Genomic DNA, 14,124 nt, shown 5'->3' on the forward strand with positions numbered 1-14,124 from the left:
CGTGTTGGAACTCAACACCTAGTGACTGTCGGGGCGTTTTTTTTTCATGATCTGGCTGGCAATGCCTCTCAGGATATTGATTTCATCCACTTCCAGCGCGCTCCTGGCAAAAAGCCGCCGCAGGCGGGGCATGAGTTTTTTGGGGCTGTGCTCGTTCAGAAAACCAATGGTTGTCAGCGCCTCTTCAAGATGGTTCAGCATGCCGTCTATCTGGGACACACTGGCCGGTATATCTTCAAATCCGGCTGATTCCACATTCTGGTCAGGTAGCACGTCCTGTGGGAGTGCCATGCGGCATTCATAAGCCAGTATCTGTACCGCCTGCGCCAGATTGAGCGAGGCATAGTCCGGGTTGGCCGGAATGCTGATCATGGCATGGCATTTTTCGACGGTTTCATTGGGCAGCCCATATTTTTCACTGCCGAAAACCAGCGCCGGATTCAGGTCAGGATGCGCGGCAATATGAACAGCGGCTTCCCGGGCCCGAATGATGGGGGGAGAAAATTCACGGAAGCGGCTGGTGACCGCACAGGCAAAACGGCAGTCCTTCAAGGCTTCCTCAACAGAATCCACGACTTCGGCGTTTTCCAGGATATCCACGGCATTGCTGGCAAGCTGGATGGCGGATTCGTGAGTCAGTGCGCCGGGAAGACGGGGGCGGACAAGCACCAGCCGGGAAAATCCCATGGTTTTCATGGCGCGGGCGACCATGCCGATATTGCCCGGATGGCTGGTTTCAACCAGGATAAAGCGAAGATTGGAAAAGAGGGATATATCCCTTTGCGATACGTTCATTTACAATAATGGTTTGGTTAAAATCCGGCCAGCGGGGTTAATTCTTTTTAAACCCCGACAGTTTACTGTTTTGCCGGACAGTCCGCTCTTTAATTTTTTTGTTCATGTGCCGTGCAGTTTTTTGAATGCACGGGATAATTATTTTAACGGAAGCACTATGCACCCTATGCTTAACACGGCGGTCAAGGCAGCACGCCGTGCCGCCTCGATCATCAATCGTGCCACTTTTGATCTGGAAAAGGTAACCGTCACGGCCAAACAACAGAACGACTTTGTGACCGAAGTCGACAAAGCCGCCGAGCAGGCGATTATTGAAGTCCTGCTGACAGCCTATCCAACCCACGCCATCCTGGCCGAAGAGTCCGGCCCGTCATCCAACCTGAACGATGAAAGTGAGTTTGTCTGGATTATTGATCCGCTGGATGGCACCACCAATTTTATCCACGGTTTTCCCCAGTACGCGGTATCCATTGCGCTGCAGCATAAAGGTCTTGTTACCCAGGCGGTGGTTTATGATCCGGTTCATAATGATCTTTTTACTGCCAGCAAGGGCGGCGGCGCTTTCCTGAATAATAAACGGCTGCGTGTCTCAAAAACGGACCGCCTGGCAAAGGCGCTGATCGGTACCGGCTTTGTCGGCGGGGACAGGGACCCGGTACTGCTGCAGAATTTCCTGAAGATGTTTGAGGTGATGACCATGAATTGCCACGGCCTGCGCCGCCCCGGTGCGGCAACGCTGGACCTGGCCTATGTGGCAGCCGGCCGGTATGATGGTTTTTTCGAGAAAAACCTGAATGCCTGGGATATTGCCGCGGGTGCCTTGCTGGTGACAGAAGCTGGCGGTCTTGTCAGCGATTTTTCAGGCGAGACGGGCTATCTGGACAGTGGCGATATTATTGCCGGTAATCCGCGCGTTTTTGCACAGATGCTGCATCTTTTGCAGCCCTTCGCGTAAGCTGCTGAACCGTCCGGTGAGGTATGACGTCCGGCTTTCAGTTCGATCTTTTCTGTCGCGTTGTCGATAATTTTGGCGATGCAGGCGTCTGCTGGCGGCTGGCGAGACAACTGGCTGCAGAGTATCCGGTACAGGTCAGGCTGTGGATAGACCGGCTTGAGACACTGCAGAAAATCAGCCCGGCACTGAATGCCGGGAAAGCGGAACAGCTCGTATCGGGAGTAACGGTTCGGCACTGGCCGGAAGTCTTTCCCGATACGGATACCGCATCGATTCCGGACGTTGTTATTGAAGGGTTTGGCTGCCATTTGCCGGACAATTACCTTTTGTCTATGGCGCATTGCCACAGGCAGCCTGTCTGGATCAATATGGAATACCTGAGTGCGGAATCCTGGGTGGATAATTGCCACAGGATGGCGTCACCACAATCATCACTGCCGTTAACCAGACATTTTTTCTTTCCGGGCTTTACCGGAGCGACAGGCGGGTTGTTCCGGGAGGCCGGCCTGATTGAAAAGCGCAGCTGCTTTCAGGCGGATGACGCAGGTAAACAGGCGTTTTTACAGCAGTTGGGTGTTGACAACGCGGCGGATGATGTCCTGTCACTTTTCTGCTATGAGGATGCGCCGGTCATGGATTTATTCCGGATGCTGGCAGAACAAAAGGAAAAAAGCGTGCTGTGCCTGGTTCCGGAAGGGGTTGCCAGCGCATCTGTCAGCCGGTTTTTGGGCTGTCCGGCCAAAGCAGGGGAGAAACAGTCAGAGGGTGCATTAACCGTGCAGGTCATTCCGATTGTGAGTCAGGATGCGTATGATCGGCTTCTCTGGTCGTGTGACCTGAATTTTGTCCGGGGAGAAGACTCTTTTTTGCGGGCGCAATGGGCGGCCAGGCCTTTTATCTGGCAGATTTACCCGCAGGACGATGAGGCGCATGTTGTGAAACTGGATGCGTTTTTGGCGTATTATTTTGCGGAAATGCCAAAAAGCATGGCAAAAACCGTCGGGAATGCGTGGCGGATGTGGAATGGCATCAGCATAAATGAAGCGGATACTGCGAGCGCTATGCGGGAAATGATTTTCCGGGATTTGCCGACATTGACAGCATATGGCGCGAAATGGGCAAATAAACTGGCCGGTGAAGAAGATTTTGCCGCCTCGCTTTTCCGATTCGTCAGCAGTATGCGTTAAAATAACAAGCTTGGGCTCTGCCTAACCAAACGTGCTGCATTGCTGTCTTTCTGGTCAATGCAGGGATTTTTCAGTCTTAATTTATCGTTATTTTTATGAAACAAGCACAGGAAATACGCTCAGGCAATGTCATCATGGTCAACAACGAGCCCATGGTGGTTCTGAAATCAGAGTTCAGCAAATCGGGCCGCAATGCCTCTGTCTGCAAGATGAAATTGAAAAATCTCCTGACAGGCTCCAACATGGAGGCGGTATATCGCGCCGATGACAAGTTCAATACGGTTATTCTCGAGAGAAAACCTGTTACTTACTCTTATTTTGCAGAGCCGCTGTATGTCTGGATGGACGCGGACTATCTCCAGTATGAAATTGAGGCAGAAAATATGGGAGATGCCCTTAATTATCTTGAGGATGGCATGCAGGTGGATGCAGTGTTTTACGACGGTAAAGCCATTTCCGTGGAGATGCCCAATACCATCGTCAGGGAAGTCACTTATACCGAACCGGCTGTCAAAGGGGATACCTCTTCCGGCAAGGTGACAAAATCAGCCAAGATCGCGTCCGGGTTTACCCTGCAGGTACCGCTTTTTGTTGACATTGGTGACAAGATTGAAATCGATACCCGCACCAATGAATATCGCAGCAGGGCCAACAAGTAAACGCTGGCCCCTGTAACAGCTTATCCGGCGCCAGTGCAAAGCTGGCTGGCCGATGGCGGTAACATGAAAAGGAAATGATATGTCTGTAAGAAGTATGACAGGTTATGCAAGCACCTCGACCGAAACCGCTGCCGGATTGCTGACAATTGAAGTCAAGAGTGTGAATTCGCGCTATCTTGACCTGCAGTTTCGCATGAGCGATGAGCTGCGGGTTTTTGAGCCGCTTTTGCGCGAAGCGGTGATACAGCAGGTCTCGCGGGGAAAAATCGAGTGCCGCCTGACATTGGCCCGTGAAAAAAAGGCCAGCCTCTCTTATGCGCTCAACAATGCGTTGCTGGGTGAGCTTGCCCAGCTTCAGGAAGAAGCGCAAAAGCTGTTTCCGCAGGCAGCACCTCTTTCTGTCAATGAGCTGCTTCGCTGGCCGGGGGTCATTGAGGAAGCGGATGTTGAACAGGAAACCCTGCAAAAGCAGGTGGTATCCGCCATGTCATCTGCTGTTGATTCGTTTGCATCTGCGCGTGACAGGGAAGGCAGTGCCCTGACCGCAACGCTTCTTGAGAAAGTCGATGGCATGGAAGCCATTGTCCAGAAAGTCACGCCGCTTATTCCGCAGATTCTCCTGCAGTTCCAGGAGAAATCCATGGAGCGCATGCAGGAAGCGCTTGGCCTGGCACCAACCAGTTCAGGGCATTCTGTTGTTTCGGAGCAGGATGCCTACGAGCGTATCCGCCAGGAAGTGCTGATCTATGGCACAAAAATTGACGTTGCTGAAGAACTTTCCAGGATGGCTATCCATCTGGAAGAAACGCGCAATATCCTGAAAAAGGGGGGCCTGTCGGCAAGCGGCTGGATTTTATGCTTCAGGAATTGAATCGCGAGGCCAATACGCTCGGCTCCAAGGCGACGGTGCGGGAGGTATCCGACGCTTCCATTGATCTGAAGCTGCTTATCGAGCAGATGCGCGAGCAGGTCCAGAATCTGGAATAGAACCAGGGCGTGTCAACACGTCCTATTTGGCCAGATTCATTTTCTGAATGCCTTTCTGCATGCGCTGGTATTCATCTCTTTTCATGCCCAGGTAGTCTTTTTTGCTGATTTCATGCAGTTGCGGATAGCGTTCGGTTGCGTCAAACCAGGAGGAGAGTCGTTTTTCAAGCTGCTGGTTTCCAGGAGCGTCCAGGTAAGCCGTGATGGCCAGGTAATAGCGCAGGGTATTGCGCTCGATAACGCCAGCCATGCCGGAGGCGTACTCGGGGCTGCCGTCGCTTTTTTTACCGACGATGCTTAACCCTTCCTTGTCGCTGCCGATGGTTGAGAGGTAGGTTTTCATGGCCAGGCTGGCAACGGTGCCGTAGTGATAGCCATAGTCCACGCGAATAAAACTCTGCGTTGTATTCAGCGGGATGGCTTCCATCGTGATGTTGTAATTTGACGTGCCGTATGGCCCTTCTGCTGCGGTCATGGCGATTTTCAGGTAATTGGAACGATCAGCGACCGGCTTGAACTGGTATTGCATTTTCGTTGCCTCATCAAGCGATTGCGGTTTTTTTGTTCCGGCATAGATTTCGATGGTGTTGTCGTTGATGGCTTTGCAGTATTTGATATTCAAATGCAGGAAAAGCACTTCACACCAGCCGACAGGGTCCTGGAGATTTTTTCTGACGGCAGAAAAGGGCTGCTTAAGTGTACCGTAGACTTCACCGTTTATTTTGCTATCACCCTGTGCGGAGTCCAGCCATATCGGGCTTTTGTAAGGGCTGTTTTCCAGTTGGGGTTTCAGGCGGGTGTATGCTGCCTGCATGGATGCTGCCGAGCCTGTATTCTGCGCGCGCGCGCCAAGTATTATCCCTGTGATGGTAAAGAGTAAAAAACCAAGCATCAGCCTGGTGAGGAAGTGGTTTTTCATAGCGTTTCCCCGGTTAGAGAGTAAAGGGTTTCAGAGGAAATCTTTATGTTATGCAGCGAAGATAAACGCCTGATGCGATAGCGCAAAAAAAACGGAAAACCAATAAGCGTATTATCATAAAACTGACAGTTTTTCGCAGGTTATAATGGTAAAACTTTCCGGGTTTGCCTCATCCCGACTCAGGGCTGAGGCATAAAAAATAGAACAGTATCCATGATTCTTGTTACAGGCGCCTGCGGCTATATCGGCTCACATACCTGCATTGAGTTGCTGGAAAGGGGCTATCCGGTTTTAGCCATCGATAATTACGCCAACAGTTCGCGTGAAGCGTTGTTTCGTGTCGAGGAAATCACTGACAAAGGGGTTGCCTTTCATCAATGCGACATACGCGACCGGATGCTGTTGAACCGGATATTTTCAGACTATTCCATTGATGGCGTTATTCATTTTGCCGGTATCAAGGCTTCCGGCGAATATCTTTCAGAGCCGCTTCGCTATTTCAGCGTGAATGTCGGCGGGACGGTGACCCTGATGCAGGCGCTTTCTGATGCAGGCGTCAAACATATGCTCTACAGCTCATCGGCCAATATGTACGGACAGGCGGAAAGTGCGCCGGTGTCAGAGTCCGCCCGGCTCTCAGCGGCCAATCCTTATGGCCGCTCCAAGCTGATGGCAGAGGTGATTCTCGCTGATCTGGTGCGTGCTGATCCCAACTGGTCCATTGGCGTTTTGCGTTATTTCAATCCGGCAGGCGCCCATCCAAGCGGCCGTATCGGGGAAGATCCCAAGGACATTCCGAACAACATCATGTTTTATGCGGCGCAGGTTGCCGCAGGCGAGCTGGACAAACTGACGATATTTGGCGATGACTATCCGACCGAAGACGGCACACAGGTCAGTGATTATCTGCATGTGATGGATCTGGCCAGAGGGCATGTGGATGCGCTGGCTTATCTTTTTACGCAGGGAAAAGGGTTTACCGTCAATCTGGGAAGTGGAAAAGGGTATAGCGTGCTGGAGATCATCCGTGCGTTTGAACGGGTAACGGGACTTCCGATTCCCTATGAGATCAAATCAAGAAAGGTGGCCGATACCCCGGTATGCATTGCCAATCCTTCTCTAGCCACGTCGCTTTTTGGCTGGAAGGCCGAACATACTTTGGATGAGATGTGTACCGATTACTGGCGGTGGGTTACCATGAACCCGAATGGCTATAAGGAATAAAATTTGCCCTGTCAGCTTTTGATGCGCTGTCCAGAGTGAATTAAGATGATTTTTGGCAAAAAAAGATCGTTGCTTCCCTGTGGTAAACAGGAACGACAATTAACATTCACAAGTGTATAATTTCTTCGCAGTGAGAAGCCTTTTCGCAACGGTGTTCTGTTTGCCATAACACCAGCGTCCTGCAAAGTGACAAGACAGGATCAGGCGGATGTACGGGTTGTTGTTTATGCTTTTTGCCGGGATGTTTTCATACGCCTGGTGACGGGTTTGTTTTCCATTCGTTTTTTGCTGACTGTTTCCGGTTTGAGACGATGTGCGATATAGCTGGGGAACTGGCAGAAACAGGAAAGATCAGGTGACATCAATGAAGCAGGATTACGGAAAAAATACCTACCTGTTTGCAGGAAACGCCCCCTACGTCGAGGAGCTTTACGAAGCCTACCTTGACAACCCGGGCTCTGTTCCTGAGAACTGGCGCAATTATTTCAATTCCATGCAGAATGTCCCCGCTGTTGATGGCAGCGGTCGTTCGGATGTGAGGCATAGTCCTATTATCACCGCGTTTTCCGAACGGGCCAGGCAGCCCTATCGCGCGCTGCAGCCTTCCACCAGCGCCGAGCTGGAAAGAAAGCGGATTGCTGCGCAGCAGATGACGGCTGCCTATCGTTTTCAGGGATCGCTCTGGGCAAATCTTGATCCGCTCCAGCGGCGTGAGCGGCCCCATATCCCCGAGCTGGACCCGGCGTTTTACGGATTTACGGATGCCGATATGGATCTGGCATTCAATATCAGCAATACCTATTTTGGCCCAGAAACGGCATCGCTTCGCAATCTGTTGCAGATGCTGAGAAACACTTACTGCCGGACGATCGGTGCCGAATTCATGTACATCAGTGATCCTGCACAGAAACGCTGGATGCAGGAAAGGCTGGAATCTATTCAGGCCACACCGGATTTTTCTCCCAGGAAGAAACGCCGCATTTTAGAGCGCCTGACTTCTGCAGAAGGCATGGAACGCTACCTGCATACCCGTTATGTCGGGCAGCGCCGTTTTTCACTCGAAGGCAGCGAGAGCTTCATCGTTGCACTGGATGAAGCGATTCAGCGCGCCGGTGAGCGGGGTATCCAGGAGATCGTACTGGGTATGGCCCATCGTGGTCGCCTGAATGTACTCGTCAATATCATGGGCAAGATGCCCAATGATCTCTTTGCCGAATTCGAGGGAACGAAGGAAGTGGATGTGCGTTCCGGTGACGTGAAGTATCACCAGGGCTTTGTGCGCGATATTTCCACACCGGGCGGCCCGGTTCATCTTTCCCTGGCTTTCAATCCGTCCCATCTTGAGATTGTCAATCCGGTGGTGGAAGGGTCTGCCAAGGCACGCATGAAGCATCGCAATGACGAGGATGGCTCACAGGTTCTGCCGATTCTCGTTCATGGGGATGCTTCGTTTGTCGGTCAGGGTGTAGTGATGGAAACGCTGAATCTGGCCCAGACAAGAGGGTACAGCACCGGGGGCACGCTGCATATTGTGATTAACAACCAGATCGGTTTTACGACGTCTGACCCGCGAGATTCCCGTTCGACACTGTACTGTACGGATGTGGTGAAAATGATTGAGGCGCCTGTACTCCATGTGAATGGCGATGACCCGGAAGGGGTGGCGCTTGCCATGCAGATTGCGCTCGATTTCCGTATGGAATTCAGGAAAGATGTCGTCGTTGATGTGGTGTGCTACAGAAAGCTTGGCCATAACGAGCAGGATACGCCTTCCATGACACAGCCGCTGATGTACAAGAAAGTGGAAAACCATCCCGGGGTGCGGCATATTTACGTGGAAAAACTCGTTTCGCAGGGTGTGACAACAGAAGCGGTTGCCAGCGGCATGATGGCGGAATACAAGAACCGGATGGATGCCGGTGAGCCGGTGATTGACCCGGTTTTCTCCAATGCGATAAGCAAGTCAGGCTCGGAATGGCATCCTTATCTCCAGACACCAGGAAAGACACGGGTTGATACGGCGCTGCCGGCGGAAGAGCTGAAGCGGCTGGCAGAGCGTATTACCACGGTGCCGAAAGATTTCAAGGTGCACCCGCTGGTGGAAAGGGTGCTGCATGACCGCCTGGCGATGGGGCGGGGCGAGGAAATGGTTGACTGGGGAATGGGTGAGCATCTGGCTTTTGCCTCGCTGTTGGCTGCCGGTTTTCCTGTCAGGCTCTCGGGCCAGGATTCAGGGCGGGGGACTTTTGTGCACCGTCACGCCGTGCTCCATGACCAGAACCGGGAACGCTGGGATGCCGGTACCTATATCCCGTTACAGCATGTTTCAGACGATCAGGCCGATTTTACGGTGATTGATTCCGTCCTCTCGGAAGAAGCCGTTTTGGGGTTTGAATACGGCTACTCGACAGCGGCACCCAATACACTCACGATATGGGAAGCGCAGTTTGGTGATTTTGCCAACGGGGCGCAGGTGGTGATTGACCAGTTCATCACGTCCGGTGAGGCCAAGTGGGGCAGGTCTTCCGGTCTTGTGATGATGCTGCCGCATGGCTATGAAGGGCAGGGGCCTGAGCATTCTTCTGCCCGGCTGGAGCGTTATCTGCAGCTGTGTGCCGAGGATAATATCCAGGTGGTGCAGCCTTCCTGCGCGTCACAGATATTTCATGTATTGCGCAGGCAGATGCTCCGGATGTACAGAAAGCCGCTGATTATCATGACGCCAAAGTCTCTCTTGCGTAACAAGGATGCCTCATCCCATATTGATGAACTGGCAAAGGGTGAGTTTCGCCCGTTGATTGGTGAGGTGGACAGCAACGTCAAGAGAAATACGGTTGAGCGTGTGCTGGTCTGTTCGGGCAAGGTGTATTACGACCTGGTCAATGAACGTCAAAAACGTGAAAAATGGGATACGGCCATTATTCGCATGGAGGAACTCTATCCTTTCCCGCACGAGTTGTTTGCGCGGGCCATAAAGGGGTTTTCAAGCTGTACAGAGGTGATGTGGGTTCAGGATGAGCCGCAAAACCAGGGCGCCTGGCTGCAGATACATCCCAATCTGCTGGCAGGCATGCAAATGGGGCAGAAGCTGTCTGTTGCCAGCAGGCCTGCCAGTTCTTCCCCGGCAGTAGGTTATCTGGATATGCATCTGGAGCAGCAGGAAGCGCTGCTTGATGCGGCATTTTCACGGATGAAAGGGTTGGTCATCATCCGCTGATGCCTGTTTTCGTTTGCTGTACTTATCTAATTTAGTGGAGAAGCGCTATGGCTATTCTTGAGGTTAAGGTCCCGCAGTTGTCCGAATCGGTTTCGGAAGCTGCTTTGCTCACCTGGCGTAAAAAAGTCGGTGATGCGGTAGTGCAGGACGAAAATCTGGTCGATATTGAAACAGATAAGGTGGTACTTGAATTGCCCAGTCCCGGCGCAGGGGTCCTGACGGAAATACTCAAGGAGGCCGGTGCGATGGTAAAAGCGGGAGAAGTCATTGCCCGGATTGATACGGACGCCGTTGGAAACGAGCCGGTAAAGAAGGGCAAAAAAGGAAAAGCGGCCAAAGAGGCGCCAGCTCCGGCACCTGCCGCTCCGGCTGCTGCGACAACATCCGTGCCGGTTTCGCCGCCGCCTTCAGCGCCGCCTCAAGCGGCAGCGCCTGCTGTGCCACCGTCATCTTATGATGAGTCATCCCATCCGGCCGGTATTGTCATGCCTGCGGCGGCCCGCCTGATGGCTGAGAATGATCTGGGGTACAACGATGTGACCGGTACCGGGAAAGACGGACGTATCCTGAAGGAAGATGTCCTGCGTGCGATGGAAATCGGGCCGGATGTGGGACGTCTTGCTTCTTCACCGCCTTCCTTGCAGTCTGTGCCGTATTCCCCGCCCTCCAGCTTTGTGCCGAATACCACCAGCAATAACCGTCCGGAAAACAGGGTGCCGATGAGTCGACTGCGCGCACGTATTGCAGAACGTCTTATCCAGTCACAGCTGACGAATGCCACATTGACGACGTTTAATGAAGTGAATATGCAGCCCGTGCTGGATATCCGTCGCAAGCTGGGCAGGGAGTTTGAGGAGGAGCATGGTGTCAGGCTGGGCCTGATGTCCTTTTTCATGAAGGCTGCCGTGGCTGCATTGAAAAAATTCCCCGTGGTGAATGCTTCCATCGATGGAAATGACATTGTCTATCATGGCTATTTTGATATCGGTATTGCCATCAGTTCGCCGCGTGGTCTGGTGGTGCCCATCATGCGCGATGTGGACCTGATGTCTCTCGCGGATATTGAGAAGAAGATAGCGGAATTCAGTGTGAGGGCCAAAGAAGGGCAACTGACACTGGATGACCTGACCGGGGGGACCTTTTCGATTTCCAATGGTGGGGTTTTTGGCTCGATGATGTCGACTCCTATTGTGAATCCGCCGCAATCAGCGATTTTAGGTATCCATTCCACAAGGGAACGCCCGGTCGTGGAAAACGGGCAGATCGTTATCCGGCCAATGAATTACCTGGCGCTGTCTTATGACCATCGCCTGATTGACGGTAGCGAAGCGGTACAGGCGCTGGTAACGATCAAGGAAAATCTGGAAGATCCGTCACGTCTGCTTTTAGACCTTTAACGAACAAATGCAACCACAGGAGGGTTTGTATGGGCATTCTTGTTGATGTCGGTGTCATTGGGGCAGGGCCTGGCGGGTATATTGCCGCCATCAGGGCCGCCCAGCTTGGCCTGTCGGTTGCCTGCATCGATGACTGGAAAAATGTCTCGAGCGGCCCTGCGCCAGGCGGAACCTGCGTCAATGTCGGCTGTATTCCTTCCAAGGCGCTGCTGGAGTCTTCGGCCAACTTTGATATGGTCAAAAATGGTGCGGCTGCACATGGCATTGAGGTAAAGGGAGCGACACTGAACCTGAACCGCATGCTGGGCCGGAAGGATGACGTAGTGAAAAGAAGCAATGAAGGCATTCTTTTTCTTTTCAGGAAAAATGGTGTCAGCTTTTATCACGGCACGGCGTCTTTTGCCGGCACTTCAGAAGCCGGGTATGAACTGAAGGTGTCAGGCAAGGAAGAGCAGTTTCTGACATGCCGCCATGTGATTATTGCTACCGGATCAACGCCCAGAAGTCTGCCGGATCTGGCATTTGATGAAAAACGCATTCTTTCCAATGCGGGGGCACTGGCAATGGAATCCGTGCCGAAGCGCCTGGGCATTATCGGGGCTGGTGTTATTGGCCTGGAGCTGGGGTCGGTCTGGCACAGGCTGGGCTCGAAAGTGACGCTTTTGGAGTCACAGCCGACACTGCTCAGCATGGCTGACAGGCAGATAGCCGGTGAGGCGCTGAAATTCATGCGTGCCCAGGGGCTGACTATCCAGACAGGCGCGGCCATACGGAATATAGATACGGCACAATCAAGTGTGACTGTGGAATACGATGATGCCAACGGCAGCGTGCAGCGTGCAACTTTTGATCGCCTCATTGTTGCCATTGGCAGGGTACCGCGTACGTCCGGTCTTGACGCTCACAATATTGGCCTGAAACTGGATGAGAGGGGGTTTATCGCAGTGGATGGCGAATGCAGGACAAACCTGCAGAATGTCTGGGCTATTGGTGACGTTGTCAGGGGACCAATGCTGGCGCACAAGGCTCAAGAGGAAGGTATTGCTGTGGCAGACCGGATTGCCGGAAAGTATGGTCATGTGAATTATGCAACGATCCCCTCTATTGTTTATACTCATCCAGAGGTGGCATGGGCGGGGAAAACCGAGCAGGAACTGGAGGCAGAAGGGTGTGAATTTCGTGCGGGCACCTTTCCTTTTATGGCGAACGGGCGTGCAAGGGCGATGAATTCAACCGAAGGGTTCGTGAAAATCCTGGCCGATGCGCATACGGATGAAGTGCTTGGTGTGCACATGATCGGTCCGATGGTTTCCGAACTGATTGCCGAAGTCGTGCTGGCGATGTCTTTCAAGGCGTCTTCAGAAGATATTGCACAAGTGTGCCACGCACACCCCACGCTGTCAGAAGCGGTTCGGGAAGCGGCACTCGGGGTAAATGGCCGCCTGTTGAATTACTGAGGCGGGACCATCCGGACAGAAAAAACAGATTGCTGCATTTATGACGAAATTGATGATGGTTGTTTTCAGTGAGCGCGGATGGTTGCGCCGGTTTGTTTTTGCCGGCATGCTCTTGTTGCTTGGCGTAATGCAGGGGTGTGCACATACAGAAGAGGGTATTTCCCTGTCTCCCAGAGTGAAAGCGCTCATGGAGGAATTTCCTGCCGGCACAATCGATTCTGTTGAGGAAGCCGATGAAGTGCTGGATGCCGTCAATTACGAAAACAAGATGCTGGATTACCAGTTTGGCGTGGACATGGATGCCTGTACCCAAAGGTTTCTGGTCAACAACTGCTACGACGAGGCTCAGTTGCGTTTGAGGAAAGATCGTGCGGCATTGCGTCCGCTGTCAGTGGAAGCTGATCGTTTCAAGCGCAGTAACAAGGTTCGTTTGCGGGATGAAGCGCTGGTGGATGCCGAGCAGGAAGAATTGGGCAAGGCGCAGCAAAGAGAGGCATCCAGCCGCCGCTATGAGGAAAAGGAGGCGCGCTATCTTGAAGGGCAGGCGGCGTCAGGGGCAGATGAGCAGTCGGCAAAACGCCAGGCATCACGCGTGAAGTATGACGAAAAACAGGAACGTTATCTGGATATGAAAGCGGCTGATGAAGCATCACCTCCCAAAGTGGAAGATGGCGCTTATACAGTCGGAACGCCCAGCAAGCTGAAGCATCCGGATACGACCTTGACACCTGAACAGCGCGCAAAAAATGTCCAGGATTATGAAGACAAACAGCTGGAAGCGGAAAAAAAGCAGGAGAGTGTTCAGCGCAGGACGGCCGAAACCCAGGCCAAAAGAGACAAACGTGCTGCTGATGCGGGCAAAGAGGTGAAAAGAAAGCAGAAAGAGGCCAAGGACTGACAGCGACCATTACGGCGTTTTCTTACGGATTTTCCCGGTACAGCCTGTCAAGGACGCGTTCAAAGTCTTCTTCCAGCAGGGTAATAAAAGCGGCAAGTGCTTCGCAGTCATGTTGGTCAAGAGAAGCGTCCATACTGGCTGTGTGATGAAAGATAATGCGAAGTGTGCCGAGTGAGGCAATCAGAACGGACAGGCGATCAAGTCCCTGATAGGGGGAGTGCGCTTTTACTGACGTCAGCGAGTCAGACAGGTCTGATAGATCAGCAATGGCGGATTTGATTTTTTCTTCATCAAGCTGGGGCTGTTCATCCATTTTTATCATCCGGAGGAAATTTTTTTATAAACAGTAGACCGGACTCACGCGGGAAAGTTCCTGTATGACGGGTTTATTTGGCAAAACGTCTGTTGTGCTGTTGAATGTTTCATTGC

The 14,124-nt window shown here is 52.5% G+C and carries 11 protein-coding genes and 1 pseudogene; 9 read left to right on the forward strand and 3 right to left on the reverse strand.

All coding sequences use genetic code 11. The annotated features are described in order from the left end of the window. Nucleotides 1–18: 18 nt before the first annotated feature. Nucleotides 19–795, reverse strand: a complete 777-nt coding sequence (locus NB640_RS11155; RefSeq protein ID WP_269308773.1) for an RNA methyltransferase — start codon at nucleotides 793–795, stop codon at nucleotides 19–21. Between the two features lie 166 nt (nucleotides 796–961). On the opposite strand from NB640_RS11155, the gene NB640_RS11160 reads away from it, so the two are divergent. The 4 genes and pseudogenes from NB640_RS11160 to NB640_RS11175 all read left to right on the forward strand — a co-directional run bounded on the left by NB640_RS11160 (nucleotide 962) and on the right by NB640_RS11175 (nucleotide 4,583). After that, complete coding sequence (locus tag NB640_RS11160) at nucleotides 962–1,750, forward strand: inositol monophosphatase family protein (protein ID WP_269310453.1); 789 nt, start codon at nucleotides 962–964, stop codon at nucleotides 1,748–1,750. 23 nt (nucleotides 1,751–1,773) lie between these two features. After that, nucleotides 1,774–2,937, forward strand: coding sequence for an elongation factor P maturation arginine rhamnosyltransferase EarP (earP, locus tag NB640_RS11165; RefSeq protein WP_269308774.1), 1,164 nt, complete (start codon nucleotides 1,774–1,776; stop codon nucleotides 2,935–2,937). 95 nt (nucleotides 2,938–3,032) lie between these two features. Then, nucleotides 3,033–3,596 (forward strand): elongation factor P, encoded by a 564-nt coding sequence (gene efp / locus NB640_RS11170; RefSeq protein ID WP_269308775.1) that lies wholly within the window; start codon nucleotides 3,033–3,035, stop codon nucleotides 3,594–3,596. A 79-nt stretch (nucleotides 3,597–3,675) separates the two neighbouring features. Further along, nucleotides 3,676–4,583, forward strand: a pseudogene (locus NB640_RS11175) (YicC/YloC family endoribonuclease). Between the two features lie 22 nt (nucleotides 4,584–4,605). Here NB640_RS11175 and NB640_RS11180 read toward each other — a convergent pair. Further along, nucleotides 4,606–5,502: a hypothetical protein gene (locus tag NB640_RS11180; RefSeq protein WP_269308776.1), complete on the reverse strand. Its 897-nt coding sequence runs from the start codon at nucleotides 5,500–5,502 to the stop codon at nucleotides 4,606–4,608. Nucleotides 5,503–5,715: 213 nt separating this feature from the next. Between NB640_RS11180 and galE the strand changes: the two genes are divergently transcribed. The 5 genes from galE to NB640_RS11205 all read left to right on the forward strand — a co-directional run bounded on the left by galE (nucleotide 5,716) and on the right by NB640_RS11205 (nucleotide 13,695). Beyond that, nucleotides 5,716–6,726, forward strand: a complete 1,011-nt coding sequence (gene galE / locus NB640_RS11185) for a UDP-glucose 4-epimerase GalE (protein ID WP_269308777.1) — start codon at nucleotides 5,716–5,718, stop codon at nucleotides 6,724–6,726. Between the two features lie 364 nt (nucleotides 6,727–7,090). Then, a complete protein-coding gene (locus NB640_RS11190; protein ID WP_269310454.1) occupies nucleotides 7,091–9,943 on the forward strand; it encodes a 2-oxoglutarate dehydrogenase E1 component in 2,853 nt (950 codons plus the stop codon). Between the two features lie 47 nt (nucleotides 9,944–9,990). Then, on the forward strand, nucleotides 9,991–11,340 hold the full coding sequence (gene odhB / locus NB640_RS11195; RefSeq protein WP_269308778.1) for a 2-oxoglutarate dehydrogenase complex dihydrolipoyllysine-residue succinyltransferase: 1,350 nt from the start codon (nucleotides 9,991–9,993) through the stop codon (nucleotides 11,338–11,340). 29 nt (nucleotides 11,341–11,369) lie between these two features. Then, a complete protein-coding gene (gene lpdA, locus NB640_RS11200; RefSeq protein WP_269308779.1) occupies nucleotides 11,370–12,797 on the forward strand; it encodes a dihydrolipoyl dehydrogenase in 1,428 nt (475 codons plus the stop codon). 40 nt (nucleotides 12,798–12,837) lie between these two features. Next, nucleotides 12,838–13,695 carry a hypothetical protein gene (locus NB640_RS11205; protein WP_269308780.1) on the forward strand — a complete coding sequence of 286 codons (858 nt, stop codon included), beginning with the start codon at nucleotides 12,838–12,840 and terminating at the stop codon, nucleotides 13,693–13,695. A 22-nt stretch (nucleotides 13,696–13,717) separates the two neighbouring features. Here the strand turns inward: NB640_RS11205 and NB640_RS11210 are convergent, their stop codons facing one another. Then, nucleotides 13,718–14,008, reverse strand: a complete 291-nt coding sequence (locus NB640_RS11210; RefSeq protein ID WP_269308781.1) for a hypothetical protein — start codon at nucleotides 14,006–14,008, stop codon at nucleotides 13,718–13,720. Nucleotides 14,009–14,124: the final 116 nt, after the last annotated feature.

It is taken from the genome of Oxalobacter vibrioformis, from assembly GCF_027118995.1.
Taxonomy (GTDB): domain Bacteria; phylum Pseudomonadota; class Gammaproteobacteria; order Burkholderiales; family Burkholderiaceae_D; genus Oxalobacter; species Oxalobacter vibrioformis.